We start from the raw sequence: 18905 nt of genomic DNA, 5'->3' as shown, positions 1-18905 counted from the left end.
GCCGCGTCGGGCTGCTTACCGTCAGGAAACACCTCCGAAGCACATCGCCCCTACGGTCCGTTCATGGATCCGGCGTTGGATACAAGACTGGACACACCCCCGCGTACGCAGGCCGGTGAGCACGCCTACACCGAGCTGAAGCGGCGGCTGCTGGTCGGCGACTTCCCGCTGCGGATCCGGCTCGGCGAGGAGCGGCTGGCCAGCCTGCTGTCGGTGTCGCGTACCCCGGTCCGCCAGGCCCTGGCCCGGTTGCACGCCGAACGCCTCGTCGAACGCCTGCCGGACGGGGGTTACGTACCGGCGGCGTCCAACCTGGTCGAGGTCCGGCAGCTGTACGAGGTGCGTCGCGCGCTGGAACTGGCCGCGCTGCACCGCCCGGCCGAAACCGGTGAACCGCACGATCTGTCCGTCGTCGAGCCGTTGCGCGACGACTGGCTGGTGCTGCGCCGCGACACCCCGGACCCGGATCCCGGGTTCGTGCTGCTCGACGAGAGCTTCCATGTCCGGTTGGCCGAGGCCGCCGGCAACAACGCTCTCGCCGGGATGCTCGGCGTGGTCAACGAACGCATCCGGGTGGTCCGGATGCACGACTTTCTCTCCGCCGAGCGGATCGATCGCACGATCACCCAGCATCTCGGCATTTTGGAGGCCGTCCTCGGCGGCGACCTCGACACCGCCCACCGGAGGTTCACGATGCATTTGGGGGAATCCGTCGCCGTCGTCGAGCAACGGGCCGCGCAGGCCCTGACCCGGATGATGGCCGTCGAGACTAGAGAGCTGTCATGACCGCCGTGGCGGCGGCGGTGGAAAGCACCACCGCACTGCTGTCCGTACGGGGTCTGACCTGCCGATTCGGTGAGGTCGTCGCCAACGACGGCGTCGACTTCGACGTGGCACCGGGCGAGGTGCACGCCGTACTCGGCGAGAACGGTGCCGGCAAGAGCACACTGATGAAGCTGATCTACGGGGTGTACCGGCCGGACGCCGGTGAGCTGCGAGTGGACGGCGTACCGGTGGCGATCGACTCGCCGGCGGCGGCCCGCGCGGCCGGCATCGGCATGGTCTTCCAGGACATGCGGCTGATCCCGGCGTTCACCGTCACCGAGAACATCGCCCTGGCCCTGCCGGGTCGTGGGCTGCGGTTCCAGCGGCGGGCGCTGTCCGCGCGGATCGCCGAGGAGTCCCGGCGGTACGGGCTGCCGGTGCACCCGGACGCGCTGGTGGCCCATCTGTCGATCGGGGAACGTCAGCGGGTCGAGATCCTCAAGGTGCTGATGGCCGGTGCGCGGCTGCTGATCCTGGACGAGCCGACGAGTGTGCTCGCCCCGCAGGAGGTCGACGCGCTGTTCGCGGCGGTACGGGCGCTGCGGGCCAACGGACTGTCGATGATCATCATCACCCACAAGTTGGGTGAGGCGCGGGCGATCGCCGACCGGGTGACGGTGCTGCGCGGCGGGCGGGTGGTGCTGCGCAACGCCGACCCGGCCGACCACACCGACGCCGAACTGGTCGAGGCGATGGTGGGCCGGTCGGTGCCGGGTCTGGCCAGTCACCGGGAGCCGCCGGGCGCTGACGTGGCGCCGATCGTGCGGCTGCGCGGCGTCGACGTCACCGGTGACCGGGGTGAGCCGGCGTTACGCGGCGTCGATCTGGACCTGCGCCCCGGTGAACTCGTCGGGGTCGCCGGGGTGGCCGGCAGTGGGCAGCGGGAGCTGTGCGAGGTGATCCTCGGTGAGCGCCGGGCCACCGCCGGGACGGTCCACATCGGGGATACCGAGTTGCGCGGCCGGCCCCGGCAGGCTCTGGCCGCCGGGGCGGTCGGGGTGCCGGAGGATCCGCTGACCGACGCGGTGGTGCCGGGCTTGACCATCACCGAGCACATGGCGTTGGCCGACCTGTCGGCTGTCCGGCGTGGGCTGGGCATCGACTGGCGGGCGGTACGGGCCGGCGCGGCCGTACGGGAGGAGCGCGCCGGGCTGCGGATGGCACCGGAGCACCGGGTGGTGGCCGAGTTGTCCGGCGGCAACGTGCAGCGGGTGGTGTTGACCCGGGCGTTGGGGGCACCGGCGACGGTGGTGGTTGCCGCGTACCCGAGTCGTGGGCTGGACATCGCGACCACCCGGCGGACCCAGGAGCTGCTGTTGGAGCAGCGGGACGCGGGCGCGGCGGTGCTGGTCGTGTCGGAGGATCTCGACGAGTTGTTGTCGATCAGCGACCGGATCGCGGTGCTGCACAACGGGGAGTTGGCCGGGGTCGTCACGCCGGTGAGCACCGACCGGTACGCGATCGGTCAACTGATGCTGGGCGGCAACCACGCCGGCGGCGCTGGTGGCGGCGGCGCTGGTGGCGGCGAGCACGACATTGCGGGTGGGGAGTGACCTGAGGTGACCGACACGCTGGTACGCCCCGCCCCCGAACAAGCAAAAACTGTCGACAATCGACCGCGACTGTGGCTGCGCGTCGTCGTCGCCGTACTCGCCGCACCGCTGATCTTCGGTGCCTTCGCCGCCGCCAAAGGCGTCAACCCGTTCACCATGTACGCCGACATGCTGCTCTCCCTGGCCGACCCGGCCCAGGCGCAGACCGTACTGGTCCGGGCCTCGGTGCTGGTGCTGGCCGCGCTCGCGGTCGCCGTACCGGCTCGGGCCGGCCTGCTCAACGTCGGCGGCGAAGGTCAGATCGTGATCGGCGCGGTCAGCGCCGCCGGCGTCGGCCTGGTCACCGACCAGCGCCTGCCCGGCCCGGTCGTGCTCGCCCTGATGATCGTCGCGGCGATGGCCGGCGGCGCGATCTGGGCCGGCATCGCCGCCGGCCTGCGGCTCACCGTCAAGGTCAACGAGGCGATCACCACGCTGCTGATGAACTTCATCGCCATCGACATCATGCTGTTGCTGATCTACGACCCGTGGAAGGACGCCTCCGGCTTCGGCCAACCGGCCAGCCGGCCGCTGGAAGACACCGCCCGGCTGCCCCTGTTCGTCCCCGGCGGCACCCTCAACACCGGCATCGTCGTCGCCGGCATCGCCCTGGCCGCCATCTGGTGGCTGATGGCGCGCACCGGCTGGGGATTCCGGCTGCGGGTCGTCGGCGGCAACCCGGAAGCGGCCCGCCGCGCCGGCCTGCGGGTCGGCACCCTGCTGGTCACCTCGATGCTCGTCGGCGGCGCACTCGCCGGCCTGGCCGGGCTGGTCCACTTCGCCGGTACGGAGTTCAAGCTGCGCCCCGGCATGACCACCAACTTCGGCTACGTCGGCTTCCTGGCCAGCTGGCTGGCGCTGCACCGACCACTACGGGTCGGCCTGGCCGCGCTGCTGCTGGCGGCGATCGCGATGGCCGGCGACAGCCTGCAGATCGACGCCGGCCTACCGGCCGCCTCGGTCAACGTCCTGATGGCCATCGTGCTGCTCGTCGTGCTCGGCTTCAACCGAAGGAGCAAGTCGTGATCGTCGACGTCCTCACCGGCGGGGTGCGCGGCGGCACCGCCATCCTCTACGCCGCCCTCGGCGAAACCATCGCCGAACGCGCCGGGGTGATCAACCTCGGCACCGAGGGCAGCATGCTCACCGGCGCACTCGCCGCCTACGCGGTCACCGCCGAGACCGGCAGCCCGTGGGCCGGAGTCGTCGCCGGTGCCGCCGCCGGCGGCCTGCTCGCCCTGGTCCACGCGGTGATGGTGCTCGGCCGGGCCGCCAACCAGCTCGCCACCGGCCTGGTCGTGCTCTTCCTCGGCCTCGGGCTGACCTCGATGTTCGGGGCCGCGTACGTCGGTCGGGCGATCAGCCCGTTCCGGCCGTACCCGATCCCGCTGCTGTCCGACATCCCCGCGCTGGGACCGATCTTCTTCCAGCACGACCCGCTGGTCTACTGCTCCTACCTGCTCGCCCCGGCGATCTGGTGGCTGCTCTACCGCAGCCGTCCCGGCCTGGCGATCCGGGGCGCCGGCGAGCGGGGCGAGGTGCTCGCCGCGTACGGGCACTCCCCACAGCTGGTCCGCTACCTTGCCGTGGTCACCGGTGGGCTGCTCGCCGGCGTCGGCGGCGCGCACCTGGCCACCGCGTACGCCAACGCCTGGTTCGAGAACATGACCGCCGGGCGGGGCTTCATCGCCGTCGCCCTGGTCATCTTCGCCGCCTGGCATCCGCTGCGCGCCGTCGGCGGTGCCTACCTGTTCGGGGTCGCGCTCGCCCTGTCCCCCGCGCTGCAGGCCCGGGGCTTCGGGTTCAACCAGTTCGCCCTCGACGCCCTGCCGTACCTGGTCACCATCGTCGCGCTGGTGCTGCTCGGCCGCCGACGCAGCAACGCCGCCCCCGAAGGACTGTCCCGGGTCTTCGAACTGACCCCCGCCAAATAGATCCCCAGATAGCTCCCCGACCAGATCACCGGAGGAACACCAGATGAGCATGCGAAGACTGTCCCGCCGACGTCCGCTGGTCGCGCTGGCCGCCGCCGCGACGACCGCCGTGCTGCTGGCCGGCTGCGCCACCAACTCCACCACCGCCGCGCCGACCGGCGACGCCGCCGAGGCCCCCGGCACCGGCGGCACCGCGATCGGCTTCATCTTCGTCGGACCCAAGGACGACTACGGCTACAACCAGGCCGCGTACGAAGGCAGTCAGGCCGTCGCCGCCGCGTACCCGGACCTGGAGGTGCTGACCGCCGAGAACGTCCCGGAGGACGACAACGCCACCCGGGTGATGGAAAGCATGATCCGCAAGGGCGCGAAGATCATCTTCGCCACCTCGTACGGGCACAAGGACCCGGCGCTCAAGGTCGCCGCCGCCAACCCCGACGTCGTGGTGCTGCAACAGGGAAACATCGTCGACGGCGACGCGCCCCCCAACTTCGGCACCTACTTCGGCACCGTCTACGAACCGGTCTACCTGGCCGGCATCATCGCCGGAACAACCACCAAGAGCAACAAGCTGGGGTACGTCTACGCGTTCCCGATCTCGCAGACCCTGGACAACATCAACGCCTTCCAGCTCGGCGCCGCGTCGGTCAACCCCGACGTGCAGACGTACGTGGTCAACACCTCCAGCTGGTGCGACCCGGCCAAACAGGCCGAAGCCACCAACAGCCTGCTCTCCCAGGGCGTCGACGTGATCAGCCAACACCAGGACTGCACCGCCACCATCATCCGGGCCACCGAGGCGGCCGGCGCCTACACCGTCGGCTACCACGCCGACGCCAGCGACCTGGCCCCGACCGGCTGGCTCACCGGCTCCGAATGGGACTGGGGACCGCTCTACACCACCATGGTCGAGACCATCCTCGCCGGAGAGTTCACCGGCAGCGAATACAACGCCAACTACCGGGTCGGACTCAAGACCGGCGACAACCCGTTCGTGCAGTCCGCGTACGGGCCGGCGGTCACCGACGAGGCCAAGGCCCTCGTCGAGCAGGCCAAGGAACGGATCAGCGCCGAAGACGGTTCACCGTTCGCCGGGCCGGTCGTGGACCAGGCCGGCACCGTACGGGTACCGGCCGGCACCATCCCCGACTACCAGACGATCGAATCGATCGACTACTTCGTCGAGGGCGTCGTCGGCCAGATCCCCTCGTCCTGACCCCCACCCCACCTCGCCCAGCTTCCGGGGGACGGGACTGGTCCGGCGCGGCCGCGCCGGGTTCCCGACCAGCCCTGTCCCCCGGCCCTCGGAGGTTCACCCGACGTGACATCGACCGCACCAGTGCGCCACGACCCCGTGGCCGCCGTCCTCGCCGCCCGCCAGGCCACCGACCCGGACCAGCCGATCTGGATCACCCTGCTCGACCCGGCCGAGGTGGCCGACGCCGCTGCCCGGGTCAACCCGGCCGCCCCGCTCGCCGGCACCGCCGTCGCCGTCAAGGACAACCTGGACCTCGTCGGACACCCCACCACCGCCGGCTGCCCAGCCCTGGCCGACCGCCCGGCGACCACCTCCGCCACCGCCGTCCGGCGCCTCGTCGACGCCGGTGCCGTCGTCGTCGGCAAGACCAACCTGGACCAGTTCGCCACCGGCCTGGTCGGCACCCGCAGCCCGTACGGGGCCTGCCACAGCGTGGCCGACGCGGCGCACGTCAGCGGCGGCAGCAGCTCGGGCAGCGCGCTCGCCGTCGCCACCGGTCTGGTGCCGCTGGCCCTGGGCACCGACACCGCCGGCTCCGGCCGGGTGCCGGCCGCGTTCAACGGCATCGTCGGCGTCAAGCCGACCCGGGGGCTGGTCTCCACCGCCGGCGTGCTGCCGGCCTGCGCCTCGCTGGACTGCGTCACCACGTTCACCCGTACCGTCGCCGAGGCCCGCCCGGCGCTGGCCGCGCTGACCTGGGCCGACCCGGACGACCCGTGGTCCCGGCCGCTGCCGGCCCGCTTACCGGCCGGGATCGCCGCCCGGATGCGGGTGGTCGCCGTACCCGATGCTCCGCTGGACCTCGACCCGGCGCACGAGGCCGCCTGGCAGGCGGCGCTGACCCGGCTGCGCCACGTCGCCGCGCACGTCGTCACGGTCGACGTCACCCCGTTCCTGGCCACCGCCCGGCTGCTCTACGACGGACCGTGGCTGGCCGCCCGGTGGGCGGCGTTCGGGCACCTGCTCGAACCGGACGGCCCGCACCTGGACCCGACGGTCCGCGCGATCGTGCGACGCGGCCGGGACGTCACCGGGCCGGACGTGTTCGCCGGCCTGGACCGGCTCGCCGCGCTGCGCCGCGACAGCGAACCGATCTGGTCCGACGTGGACGCGCTGCTGCTGCCGGTCACCCCCGGCCACCCGACCCTGGCCGACGTCGCCGCCGACCCGATCGGCGTCAACGCCCGCCTCGGCCGGTTCACCAACTTCGTCAACCTGCTCGATCTGTGCGCGGTCGCCGTACCGGCCGGGACCCGACCCGACGGGCTGCCGTTCGGCGTCCAGTTCATCGCCCCGGCGTTCGCCGACGCGCCGCTGCTGGACCTGGCCGCCACCTGGTGCGGTGAGCCGGCCACGAACGCCGGCCTCGCCGAGGACAGCGGCTCGATCGCGGTCGCGGTCGCCGGGGCACACCTGACCGGCCTGCCGCTCAACCCGCAGCTCGTCGAACTCGGCGGACGGCTGGCGTACCGGGCCCGTACCGCACCCGGCTACCGGCTCTACCGGCTGCCCGGACCGGGTCTGCCTCGCCCCGGGCTGCTGCACACCGGCGACGGCCCGGCCGGCGGTATCGCCGTCGAAGTGTGGCGACTGCCGCATCAGGCGGTCGGCGCGCTGCTGGCCACCGTACCGGCGCCGCTCGGCCTCGGGTCGGTGGAACTCGACGACGGCAGCCGGGTCGCCGGATTCCTCACCGAGGAACACGGCGTACGGGACGCGGTCGACGTCACCGCCGCCGGTGGCTGGCGCGCCGCGCTCGACGCGACCGGCTGAGCCTGCCGGCCCGTCGACGCGGGCTGAACCGGCCGGCCCGGCGCGCCTCGGCCCGGGTCAGGTCAGCCGGCTGATGATCTCCTTGACCAGCGGGCCGAACCGTGCCGCCGACCCGTGCCCCGGATCCCAGGTGCAGGCGACCCCGACAGCCACCACCCGGCCGGTGTCGACCACCCGCAGCACCGCGTCGGCGACCGACTCCAGATGCGGGCCACCCGGCGCGGGAAACCGCAGACCGGGCAGGTCCACCGGATCCACCACGTCGGCGTCCAGATGCAAATAGATCGGACCGTCCGGCAGCACCTCGGCGGTCAACTCGTCGACCGGACGGCGGCGGATCGCGCATCCCCGCAGGTAGTCGGCCTCCGGTGGATCGAGGTCCCGGCCGTCGCCGAGCACGATCCGGGACTCGGCCACGGCGGTGAGGCCGAGCGCCGACCCGATCAGCTCCGGACGGTAGCCGGTGAGCAGCCGCAACGGCATGCCGCCGAGATAGCCGCTGGCCGTCGTCTCCGGGGTCTGCAGATCGCCGTGGGCGTCCAGCCAGACCACCGCCGGGTCGACACCGGCCCGTTGCAGACCGGCGACCGCCCCGAGCGAGGTGGTGCAGTCGCCGGAGAACACCACCGGTCGTGAGCCGGCGGCCACCGCCCCGGACACGGTCGCCGCGACCGCGCCGTACAGCCAGGCCATCCGCGACCACGAGTCGGCGGCCTCGGGCAGGGCCAGCATGACCGTGGTCGTCGCCGACCCGGGTACGTCGAGCTCGGGCAGGTATTCGTCGAGATGGTAGGGCACCAGGATGCTGGTCACCTTCGAGAGCCTACCGCCGATCGCCGTCCACAGCAGACCTCGTCGGGTCTACGACGCCGGTGCCAGCCCGGTGCCGAGCATCGCCTCCGCCCGTTTCACCAGGTAATACCAGGCGGTCTCACTGTGTTCGGTCAACTCGCCGATCGGCAGTTCGGGATTGTCGAACGGCTGGGTCTGCAACGTGATCAGATAGCCGGTGCGCGGGTCGAAGCCACACCAGACGGTGCCGGTCGTCGTGTAGTCCGGGGTCTGCTCCAGGGCGTTGAGCACCAGGGTCACCGCCGGATAGTCCTTGGCGGTCACCACCACGCCGTAGTCGGTGACGTCGTACTCGGACCGTTCGGCCCGGCACTGGTCCGTGCCGGCCAGCTGCCGCAGGTACGCCTCGACCGCGTCCCGCTGCCCGGCCGGCACGTGGCCGACCTGGACCTGGGCACTGATCAGATCGCTGGCGCCGTCCAGGTAGAGATAGCCGGTGCCGTGCGGGACCGACGCCCAGTTCAGCTGCCACTCCGGGTCGCCTTCGCAACCCCGGTACGGCCCGAACGGGGCGTACCGGTCCTCCTGCGCGACGACGAAGTCGGCGGCGCTGGTCCCGGCCCGGAAGTTGCCCTCCGACGGGCGGGGAATCACCTCGTGCAGCCGGTCCAGCGGCGGATCGGTGACGGCCAGGCGCAGCGACCGCCGGCCGCTGTCCCCGGTGAAGGCCTGCCGGGCCAGTTCCACCGTGCCGGACAGCAGCTCCCGGATCGCCCCACTGTTGCGCCAGATCGCCAGTACGGCGTCCAGCCGCCGTTTCACCAGGCCCCGCAGGCTGTTGCTGAGCGCGTTGAAGATCCCTTCGACGTACGCGTCCGCCGGCTTCTCCATGAACTTCAGCACGAAGTCGACGATCGCGTCGGCGCAGCGCAGTACGCCTTCGTAGTAGGCGGTCGTCGCGGCGGTGACCCACTGCCCGAGGCTGCGGCCGGCCGGATTGCCGACGACCTCGGCCAGCTTGATGCTCTCGGTCAGAATGCACTGCGCCGTCTGCAGGTACTTCTCCGACTGACGCCACAGCTGCAACGCCTTGCTGTCCGGGCTCAGCGGCAACAGCAGCTGCAGCAGCAGCCCGGTGGCGTCGAGCAGGACGTGGCCGTAGTCCAGCCGGGCGGCCAGGGTGATCGTGCCGGACTCGGGCAACTTCGCCGGGTCGAGCCGGAAGGTGACGCGGGTGCCGGAGCTGAGCACCACGGCGGTGTCTCCCATCAGCGTCCGGACGTCCTCGATCAGGGCGGTGTAGATGTTCTCCCGACCGGTCGGACCGGTCGCCGAGTTCGGCCCCGACTCGACGGTCAACGCCGGCGGGAACTCCAGCAACAGCGGATAGCCGACCGTGTTGCCGATGCTGAACGTGTAGGTGCCGTCGCGGTCGGGATGGAACTGGGCGCAGGTCTCCAGGCCCGGCACCCAGTTGGTCCGTTCCACCCGGACCGGCAGGGCCTGATAGCGGCACTCCAACGGCGGCGGTACGGAGAGGATCCCGGCGATTCCGGCCACGTACCGGTTGGCGTTGACCCCCCGTTGCAGGGCCAGCGCGGCCTGGGCGGCGGTCTCCTCCTGGTCCCAGGCGGCCACCACCCAGTAGGAGAAGTGCCGGGTCTGGGTGGAGATGGTGCGCGACGACGGGTCGACGTCACCGCCCAGCGGCAGCCACTGGCCCCAGTCCGCCACGTAGGTCGCGATGAACATGTCGTCGACCGGCGCGTCGGCGGGATAGTCGAACGTGATGGTGGCCGCCCCGGTGAGTTCGCCGCCGTCGAGCGCGATGTCGACCACCGCGCCGAGCGGGGTGATCATGCTGGGTTCGGGGAAGTCGGGTGCGTCGTCGGCGACCGCGACCCGCAGCGTCGCGCCCCGGCCGTCGACCGCCGAGCCGTCCACCCGTACCGAGACGCCGGCCTCGTCGTCGCGGGCGCTCAACGGGACACCGCCGCCCCGGGCGAACACCACGACGGCGACAGCGGCCAGGAGGGAAACCACGGCCACGACGGCGGCACCGAGGACAACGGTCTTGCGACGGCTCATGGGGTCCGAGTCTGCGGTGACCGGGGTCCGGGGTAAACCGGTGCCACCCGGTATTTGGCTGCCGGGCGACCATGATCGGCTACCCGGTGGGGACGGACGGGCCGACCGGGCAGCGGTCGGCCTGCCCGCCGGGCGGTCGCCAGGTGACCGGTCGGCCCTGGTCCCGCCGCCAGAAGTACCGGTCGGCACGGGTCTTGCCGCCAGGCGAACCGGTCAGCCCCGGTCCCGCCGCCAGGCGAACCGGCGGCGCGGGACCGATGTCGTCAGCGCGCGCCCCCGTTGACGTACAACGTCTGTCCGCTGACGTAGGAGGCGTCCTCGCTGGCCAGGAAGGCGACCACCGAGGCGATCTCCTCCGGCCGGCCGACCCGGCGCAACGGGGTCTGCTCGGCGACCTGGCGACGGTGCTGCTCGGTGTCCATCCCGATCCGGGCGGCGACCGCAGCGGTCATCGCGGTCGCCACGAAGCCCGGCGCGACGGCGTTGACGTTGATGCCGTACGGGCCCAGTTCGATCGCCAGGGTCGCGGTGAGTCCCTGCACCCCGGCTTTGGCCGCCGCGTAGTTGACCTGACCCCGGTTGCCGAGCGCCGAGCGGCTGCTCAGGTTGACGATCTTGCCGTAGCGGGCCGGGACCATGTGCCGCTGGGCGGCCTGGCAGCAGTGGAACATGCTGGACAGGTTGGTGGTCAACACCGCGTCCCAGTCCTGCGCCGGCATCTTGAACAGCAGGTTGTCCCGGGTGATGCCGGCGTTGTTGACCAGGATGTCGAGCTGGCCGAACGTGGCGACGACCTCGTCGGTCATCGCGGTCACGGCCGCCGGGTCGGTCACGTCGCAGCCCAGCGCCACGGCGCGGCCACCGGCGGCGGTGATCGTCTCGACCACCGGCCGGGCCCGCTCGGCGCTGAGGTCGACCACCGCCACGGCGGCGCCCTCGGCGGCCAGCCGCTGGGCGATCGCGGCGCCGATGCCTTGTGCGGCACCGGTGACCACGGCGATCCGGTCGGTGAACCTCTCCATCGGGCGACTCCTTCGGCGCGGGATGCCGGCGGGGGTGTGCCGGTCGGCTTCATTGTGCCGTCCGGTCACCGGCCGGGACCGCGGGCGTCGTCGTCACGGGGTGGGACCGCGGGCGTCGTCGTCACGGGGTGGGACCGCGGGCGTCGTCGTCACGGGGTGGGATCGCGGGCGTCGTAGTGCGCGAAGGCGGGCTGGTAGCGGGCCAGCGCCACCACCACCGCCACGCAGGCCAGGCCGCCGGCGACGGCGGCCAACGCCTCCCCGGTGAACTGGGCGGTACTGCCGAGCACCAGTTGACCCAGTTGCGGGCCGCCGGCGACCACCACGATGAACACGCCCTGCAGCCGGCCGCGCAGCCCGTCCGGGGTCGCCGCCTGCAGGATGGTCATCCGGAACACCCCGCTGACCGCGTCCGCCGCACCCGCCACCACCAGCACGGCGACCGCCGCCCACAGCATCGGGTGCGCGCCACCGCCGGGCGCCGGTCCCGGTGCCGCCGCGACGATCAGCCCGAAGACGGCGATCGCGGCGCCCCAGACGACCACCGACGTCAGCACCGCTTGCCCCTGCCGACGGACCCCGCCCAGCGGGCCGGACAGCAGGTTGGCGGTCACCATCCCGAAGGCGATCCCGGCGGTCAGCACGCCGACCGTCGTCGCGCCGCCGCCGAGCGCGGTCGCCCCGATCGCCGGGAAGAGCACCCGGGGCATGGCCAGTACCATCGCGGCCAGATCGACCAGGAACGTCATCCGTACGTTGGGACGGGTGCCGAGGAAGCGCAGCCCTTCCCAGACCGAGGCCAGCCCGGCCCGGCGTACGGTCCCCTCCGGCGGCACCGGCGGCAGCGCGATCAACGTCGCCAACGCCACCGTCAGCAGCCCCACCTCCACGGCGTACGTCGCGGCGTAACCCCACCAGCCGACCAGCAGACCGGCCAGCAGCGGTCCGACCGTGTAGGCGAGACCCATCGACAGGCCGGTGAGGGCGTTCGCCGCCGGCAGCAGGCCGATCGGCAGCAGCCTCGGCACGATCGAGGTACGGGCCGGGTTGTTCACCGCGAACAGCCCGTTCTGCACCGCTACCAGGGCGTACAGCAGGCCGACCCGGCCGACGTCGAACCAGGCCTGGACGGCGAACGCGACCGCGACCAGGAGCAGACCCACCGACGTGGTGATCACCACCCGACGGCGGTCGTACGCGTCGACGATCGATCCGCCGTACAGGCCCAGGGCGATCAGCGGCACCACGGCGAACAGTCCCACCAGGCCGACGTGGAACGTCGAACCGGTGATGGCGTACACCTGCAGGCCGACGGCGACGGTGGTCAGGCTGGTGCCGATCCCGGACAGCGCGGTGCCGGCCCACATCCGGCGGTACGGCGGGCTGGCCCGCAGCGGGCCGAGGTCCATCAACAGGCGCGACACCCACCGCATCCTGCCTCAGGTCAGCCGCCGGCCACCGAGGGGATCACCTGCACCTCGGCGCCGTCGGGCACGGCGATGTCGAGGCCGCCGGCGTGCCGATGGTCGACCCCGTCGACGTAGACGTTCACGTACCGGCGGACCTGTCCCTGCTCGTCACGGATCCGGCGGGCCAGCAGCGGCCAGCGGCGCGACACTTCGTCGAGGACCGCCCGCAGCGACCCGGACGCGGGGACGGTGAGCCGGGACTGCCCACCGCTGTCGGCGCGTAACGGACCTGGCACCCGTAGTGTCACCATCGTCACACCGCCCGTCTCAGACCGTCGCCGCCCGGACGCTGAGCACGTCGGGCAGCCCGGTGGCGACGGCCTGCCAGGTGTCGCCCTCGTCCCGGCTGGCGTAGACGTCGCCGCTGCGGGTGCCGAAATAGACGCCGGCCACCGGCGCGTCGTCGACGGTCAACGCGTCGCGCAGCACCGCCGGATAGTAGGGGTGCTGCGGCAGCCCGGCGGTGAGCGGCTGCCAGGTGGTGCCGGCGTCGGCGGAGCGGAAGACCCGGCAGCGGTCGTCGACCGGGAACCGGCGCGAGTCGGCCACCAACGGAAACGTGTAGATCACCCCGGGGCGGTGCGGGTGCGCGACGATCGGGAAGCCGAAGTCGCTGGGCAGCCCGTCGGCGATCGACGACCAGCTGGCACCGGCGTCGTCGGAGCGGTAGACGCCGTGGTGGTTCTGCGCGTAGAGGCGGTCCGGGTCGACCGCGTCGCGGGCCACCTTGTGGACGCACTGGCCGAACTCGGGCCACTCGTCGGGCAGGAAGCAGGCGCGGATGCCGGTGTTGGCCGGTGCCCAGCTGGCCCCGCCGTCACCGGTGCGATAGACGCCTCCGGTGGACATCGCCACCAGCACGGCGGTCGGATCCCGGGGGTCGGGCAGGATGGTGTGGATCGCCTGGCCGCCGTACCCGGCGTCCCAGTCCGGCCGGTGCGGGTGCTCCCACAGCGGGCGGACCAGCTCGAAGCTGGCACCGCCGTCGGTCGATTTGAACAGCGCCGACGGCTGGGTTCCGGCGTAGACCACGCCGGGTTCGGCGGGTGATGCCGGGGCCAGCTGCCAGACCCGTTCCAGGCTGGTGGCGGTGTCCGCCGGGAAGGCGACCGAGGGCTGCTCCGGCTCCGACCAGGTACGGCCGAGGTCGTCGCTGGTGGCGACGCTGGGCCCGAAGTGCGAGCTGGCCACCGAGGCCAGTAGCCGGGGTACGGCCGGACGTTTGTCGACGGCCACCGCGTACACGGCGGTCATCGGGAAGTGCGGGCCGCTGACCTGCCAGCTCCGCCGGTCGTCGCCGCTGGCCGCGACGAACAGCCCTTTTCCGGTCCCGATCGCCAGCAGGGTCTCCGCCCGAGGTGCCCCCGTATGGTCAGTCTCCATGCCATCCTCCCGGTCGTTCACGACGGGCGAGGCGCCGCCCGCACGACCGGGAGTATGCCGAGGCGGACCGACACTCCACGCCGGGTCGCAATCGCCGGCCCACGGCGGCTCGGCACCCCGGGCTCAGGGCGGCTGCTAACCGACGGTGAAGCCGTACCGGTCGGCGTGCTCGGGTTGGTGGGATCGATCTGCCGCAGGCCTTCGTCGGCGAGCCGCTTGTTGATTTCGTCGAGGTGTTCGCGGACCAGCCGTGCCTCCTCGTCGGTGGTCTTGCCCCGGTGCGGCTTGCCGGCGTGCTCCAGGGTGGCGTAGTCGAGCCGATCCGTGGCCGCCCGCCGGCTGGTCTTGGCGGGTTTCACCCGTTCGGCGGTCCGCAGCAGTTGCGCCATCGGCACGTCGGTGGCGAGCGCGTCGAACTCGCTGGCCGTCAGCACCACCCGGCGGGGCTCGCCGCCGTCGTGCTGGTCGTGGATCTCCACCACGGCCACGTCGAGCGCCGCGTCGTCGATGCTCTCCACCTCGGCCGGTCTGGCCTCCAACCGGACCGGTCCGGCGACCAGATCCGGGTGTTCGAGTACGACGATCCGGACCACCTCGTCGTCGGGTTGGAGGACCGCGCCGGTGAAGTCGGAGACGTAAACCGTCTTCCTGCCCATGCTGATACATCTCCTCTTCGAGCCTTCGTCGGCCGTCGCCGCGAGCTTCCATCCGCCGGCACCGCGCGGGCTTCCATCCGCCGGCACCGCGCGGGCTTCCATCCGCCGGCACCGCGCGGGCTTCCATCCGCCAGCACCGCGCGGGCGCGGGTAGCTTCGCGCCGGATGGCGGCGGGCCGGTCACCGAAGCTACCGCACACGTGTGCGAACACCACAGCAACCTGGACACCGGTGTGTCCCCCACCGCCGGGGTTAGACTCTTTGCGGGGCCGAGAGGCGCTGCGACGGGCGTACACCCGCCACGCTCGACCCCGATCATCCCGCGAGCGGGGGTGTGACCAGCGGTTCAAGGGCGCCTCCGAGCGATACGGAGGTAGCCAGTGGTTGATTTGTCCCGCTCAGGCGACAGCGAGCAGCGGCTCCGCGAGCTGCTGAGCCAACGCATCGCGGTCCTCGACGGCGCGTGGGGCACCATGCTGCAGGGGGCGAAGCTCACCCCGGACGACTATCGCGGCGACCGGTTCGGCGACCACCCGCGCGACGTCACCGGCGACCCGGACCTGCTCAACCTGACCCGGCCGGACGTGATCCTCGACGTGCACCGGCAGTACCTGGCCGCCGGCGCGGACATCACCACCACCAACACGTTCACCGCGACCAGCATCGCCCAGGCCGACTACGGGCTGGAAGCGTACGTGCACGAGATGAACGTGCGCGGGGCGCAACTGGCCCGCCAGGCGGCCGACGAGTTCGGTGGCCGGTTCGTGGCCGGTTCGGTCGGCCCGCTCAACGTCACCCTGTCGCTGTCGCCCCGGGTGGAGGACCCGGCCTACCGGGCGGTCACCTTCGACAAGGTCAAGGCGACGTACGCCGAACAGATGGTGGCGCTCGCCGAGGGCGGCGTCGACCTGCTGCTGATCGAAACGATCTTCGACACGCTCAACGCCAAGGCGGCGATCGCGGCGGCCCGCGAGGCCGTACCGCAGCTGCCGTTGTGGATCTCCGTCACGATCGTCGACCTGTCCGGTCGGACCCTGTCCGGGCAGACCGTCGAGGCGTTCTGGCGTTCCGTCGAACACGCCCATCCGCTTGTCGTCGGGGTGAACTGCTCGCTCGGCGCGGAGGAGATGCGGCCACACGTGGCCGAGCTGACCCGACTCGCGGACACGTTCACCGCCTGCCATCCCAACGCCGGGCTGCCGAACGCGTTCGGCGGCTACGACCAGACGCCTGAGGAGACCGGGGCGCTGGTCGGCGAGTTCGCCGGTTCCGGCATGGTCAACCTCGTCGGCGGCTGCTGCGGCACCACTCCGGCGCACATCGCGAAGATCGCCGAGGCCGTCGCCGGGGCACCTCCCCGGGTCGTGCCGAAGCCGGCGGCGACCAGCCGGTTCAGCGGTTTGGAACCGTTCGAGATCGGCCCGGACACCGGGTTCGTGATGATCGGCGAGCGGACCAACGTGACCGGATCGGCGAAGTTCCGCCGGCTGATCGAGGCCGGCGACTTCCAGGCCGCCGTGGACGTGGCGCTCGACCAGGTCCGGGGCGGGGCGAACCTGCTCGACGTGAACATGGACGCCGACCTGCTCGACAGCGAACAGGCGATGGTCACCTTCCTCAACCTGATCGCCACCGAGCCGGAGGTGGCCCGGATCCCGATCATGATCGACAGCTCGCGGTGGAGCGTGCTGGAGGCCGGGCTCAAGTGCGTCCAGGGCAAGGCCGTGGTCAACTCGATCAGCCTCAAGGAAGGCGAGGAGGTCTTCCTCGACCAGGCCCGCAAGATCCGCGAGTACGGCGCCGGCGTCGTCGTGATGGCCTTCGACGAGCAGGGCCAGGCCGACACCACCGAACGCAAGGTGGAGATCTGCGCCCGCGCGTACGACCTGCTCACCGGGGAGGCCGGCTTCGAGCCGACCGACATCATCTTCGACCCCAACGTGCTGGCCGTGGCCACCGGGATCAGCGAACACAACGGGTACGCCAAGGCGTTCATCGACGCGCTGCCGCAGATCAAGCAGCGCTGCCCGGGCGTACGCACCAGTGGCGGCATCTCCAACCTGTCGTTCTCGTTCCGGGGCAACGACGTGGTCCGCGAGGCGATGCACTCGGCGTTCCTGCTGCACGCCGTACGGGCCGGGCTGGACATGGGCATCGTCAACGCCGGCCAGCTCGCCGTCTACCAGGACATCCCGGCCGACCTGCTGGAGCTGGTCGAGGACGTGTTGTTCGACCGCCGGCCGGACGCCACCGACCGGCTGGTCACCTTCGCCGGTACGGTCTCCGGCTCGGGTACGAAACGCGCCGTCGACCTGTCCTGGCGCGACGCACCGGTCGCCGCCCGGCTGTCGCATGCCCTGGTGCACGGCATCGTCGATTTCATCGAGTCCGACACCGAGGAGGCCCGCCAGCAGGCGGCCCGGCCCCTGGACGTGATCGAGGGCCCGCTGATGGACGGCATGAAGGTGGTCGGTGACCTGTTCGGCTCCGGCAAGATGTTCCTGCCGCAGGTGGTCAAGAGCGCCCGGGTGATGAAGCGGTCGGTCGCCTACCTGGAGCCGTTCCTGGAGGCCGAGAAGGAGCAGGCCCGGCAGGACGCCACCGCCGCCGGCACCGCGGTCGACCCGAGTGGCGAGCGTGGGCCCGGCACGGTGGTGCTGGCCACCGTCAAGGGCGACGTGCACGACATCGGCAAGAACATCGTCGGGGTGGTGCTGGGCTGCAACAACTACCGGGTGATCGACCTCGGGGTGATGGTGCCGGCCGCGAAGATCCTGGACACCGCGATCGCCGAGAACGCCGACGCGATCGGGCTGTCCGGCCTGATCACGCCGTCGCTGGACGAGATGGTCACCGTCGCCGGGGAGATGCAGCGCCGAGGGCTGAAGCTGCCGCTGCTGATCGGCGGGGCCACCACGTCCCGCCAGCACACCGCCGTGCGGATCGCGCCAGCGTACGACGGCAGCACCGTGCACGTCCTCGACGCCTCCCGGGTGGTCGGGGTGGTCTCCGATCTGCTCAGCGCCGACCGGATGGAGCAGTTCGACAGCGACAACCGGGTCGAGCAGGAGCGGCTGCGCGAGCAGCACACCAACCGTCGGCAGCCGCTGCTCAGCCTGGCCCAGGCGCGGGCCAACCGGGAGACGGTCTCCTTCGACGAGCTGCCGGTACCGGCGTTCACCGGGGTGCGCTACGTCCAGCCGAGTCTCGACGAGCTCCGGCCGATGATCGACTGGCAGTTCCTCTTCCTCGCCTGGGAGCTCAAGGGCAAGTATCCGGCGATCCTGGAGCAGCCGGTGGCGCGGGAACTGTTCGACGACGCCAACACGATGCTCGACCAGATCATCGCCGACGGGTCGTTGCGGGCCCACGGCGCGTACGGGTTCTGGCCGGCCCGCTCCGACGGCGACGACCTGGTGCTCGACGGCGACGCCGACCAGCTGGTGCGGCTACCGATGCTGCGGCAGCAGACCACCAAGCCGGCCGGTCGGCCCAACCGGTGCCTGGCCGACTACGTGGCCCCGTCCGGCGACCACCTCGGCGGCTTCGCGGTCGCCATCCACGGTGCCGAGGAGCTGGCCGGCGGCTACGAGGCCGCGCAGGACGACTACCGGGCGATCATGGTGAAGGCGCTGGCCGACCGGCTGGCCGAAGCGTTCGCCGAGCACCTGCACCTGCGGGCCCGGCGGGAGTGGTACGAACCGGACGCCGATCCGGACGTGGCGGACCTGCACGCCGAACGGTTCCGGGGCATCCGCCCGGCGCTCGGCTACCCGGCCAGTCCGGACCACAGCGAGAAGTGGCACCTGTTCGACCTGTTGGACGCGGGTCAGGCCGGGATCAGCCTGACCGAGTCCGGGGCGATGACCCCGGCGGCGAGCGTCAGCGGGCTGCTGTTCGCGCACCCGTCGTCCCGGTACTTCACGGTCGGGCGGATCGGACGCGACCAGGTCGAGGAGTACGCCGCCCGACGCGGGATGCCGCTGGCCGAGGTGGAGCGCTGGCTGCGCCCCAACCTCGGCTACGAACCGGACTGACCACCGCGCCACCGCGCGACCGGTCCACATCCACGTCCTTGTCCACGTCCATATGTCCAATGTCCTTGTCCGGGCC

Annotated in this window: 13 protein-coding genes and 1 pseudogene; 7 read left to right on the top strand and 7 right to left on the bottom strand. The window is 71.9% G+C overall.

The features are described from left to right. Positions 1 to 75 precede the first annotated feature (75 nt). From O7632_RS10870 to atzF, 6 genes are all read left to right on the top strand, one after another. On the top strand, positions 76 to 786 hold the full coding sequence (locus O7632_RS10870) for a GntR family transcriptional regulator (RefSeq protein WP_278113667.1): 711 nt from the start codon (positions 76 to 78) through the stop codon (positions 784 to 786). Next, a complete protein-coding gene (locus tag O7632_RS10865; protein WP_278113666.1) occupies positions 783 to 2378 on the top strand; it encodes an ABC transporter ATP-binding protein in 1596 nt (531 codons plus the stop codon). Before O7632_RS10870 ends, O7632_RS10865 begins: the two co-directional genes overlap by 4 nt. 6 nt (positions 2379 to 2384) lie before the next feature. Then, complete coding sequence (locus O7632_RS10860; protein WP_278113665.1) at positions 2385 to 3443, top strand: ABC transporter permease; 1059 nt, start codon at positions 2385 to 2387, stop codon at positions 3441 to 3443. Beyond that, entirely contained in the window at positions 3440 to 4351 is a 912-nt protein-coding gene (locus O7632_RS10855; RefSeq protein ID WP_278113664.1) for an ABC transporter permease, read from the top strand. The genes O7632_RS10860 and O7632_RS10855 overlap by 4 nt, the downstream gene beginning before the upstream one ends. A gap of 43 nt (positions 4352 to 4394) precedes the next feature. Next, positions 4395 to 5567, top strand: a complete 1173-nt coding sequence (locus O7632_RS10850; protein WP_278113663.1) for a BMP family ABC transporter substrate-binding protein — start codon at positions 4395 to 4397, stop codon at positions 5565 to 5567. 105 nt (positions 5568 to 5672) lie between these two features. Continuing rightward, positions 5673 to 7382: an allophanate hydrolase gene (atzF, locus tag O7632_RS10845; RefSeq protein ID WP_278113661.1), complete on the top strand. Its 1710-nt coding sequence runs from the start codon at positions 5673 to 5675 to the stop codon at positions 7380 to 7382. A gap of 57 nt (positions 7383 to 7439) precedes the next feature. Here atzF and O7632_RS10840 read toward each other — a convergent pair whose 3' ends face one another. From O7632_RS10840 to O7632_RS10810, 7 genes and pseudogenes are all read right to left on the bottom strand, one after another. After that, a complete protein-coding gene (locus tag O7632_RS10840; RefSeq protein WP_278113659.1) occupies positions 7440 to 8195 on the bottom strand; it encodes an arginase family protein in 756 nt (251 codons plus the stop codon). Positions 8196 to 8243: 48 nt separating this feature from the next. Further along, positions 8244 to 10262: a hypothetical protein gene (locus tag O7632_RS10835; protein WP_278113657.1), complete on the bottom strand. Its 2019-nt coding sequence runs from the start codon at positions 10260 to 10262 to the stop codon at positions 8244 to 8246. 263 nt (positions 10263 to 10525) lie between these two features. Then, positions 10526 to 11284 carry a 3-oxoacyl-ACP reductase FabG gene (fabG, locus tag O7632_RS10830; protein ID WP_278113656.1) on the bottom strand — a complete coding sequence of 253 codons (759 nt, stop codon included), beginning with the start codon at positions 11282 to 11284 and terminating at the stop codon, positions 10526 to 10528. 149 nt (positions 11285 to 11433) lie between these two features. Then, a complete protein-coding gene (locus O7632_RS10825) occupies positions 11434 to 12708 on the bottom strand; it encodes an MFS transporter (RefSeq protein ID WP_278113654.1) in 1275 nt (424 codons plus the stop codon). Between the two features lie 20 nt (positions 12709 to 12728). After that, positions 12729 to 13004, bottom strand: a complete 276-nt coding sequence (locus tag O7632_RS10820; RefSeq protein ID WP_278113653.1) for a MoaD/ThiS family protein — start codon at positions 13002 to 13004, stop codon at positions 12729 to 12731. A 16-nt stretch (positions 13005 to 13020) separates the two neighbouring features. After that, positions 13021 to 14136 carry an exo-alpha-sialidase gene (locus O7632_RS10815; RefSeq protein ID WP_278113652.1) on the bottom strand — a complete coding sequence of 372 codons (1116 nt, stop codon included), beginning with the start codon at positions 14134 to 14136 and terminating at the stop codon, positions 13021 to 13023. Between the two features lie 135 nt (positions 14137 to 14271). Continuing rightward, positions 14272 to 14792, bottom strand: a pseudogene (locus O7632_RS10810) (hypothetical protein). A 389-nt stretch (positions 14793 to 15181) separates the two neighbouring features. Here O7632_RS10810 and metH point away from each other — a divergent pair. Next, positions 15182 to 18829, top strand: coding sequence for a methionine synthase (metH, locus tag O7632_RS10805; RefSeq protein ID WP_347403626.1), 3648 nt, complete (start codon positions 15182 to 15184; stop codon positions 18827 to 18829). Positions 18830 to 18905: the final 76 nt, after the last annotated feature.

The sequence above is a fragment of the Solwaraspora sp. WMMD406 genome (assembly GCF_029626025.1).
Lineage (GTDB): Bacteria > Actinomycetota > Actinomycetes > Mycobacteriales > Micromonosporaceae > Micromonospora_E.
The sequence above is the reverse complement of the archived record's forward strand: the minus strand, read 5'-3'. Positions and strand labels throughout refer to the sequence as shown.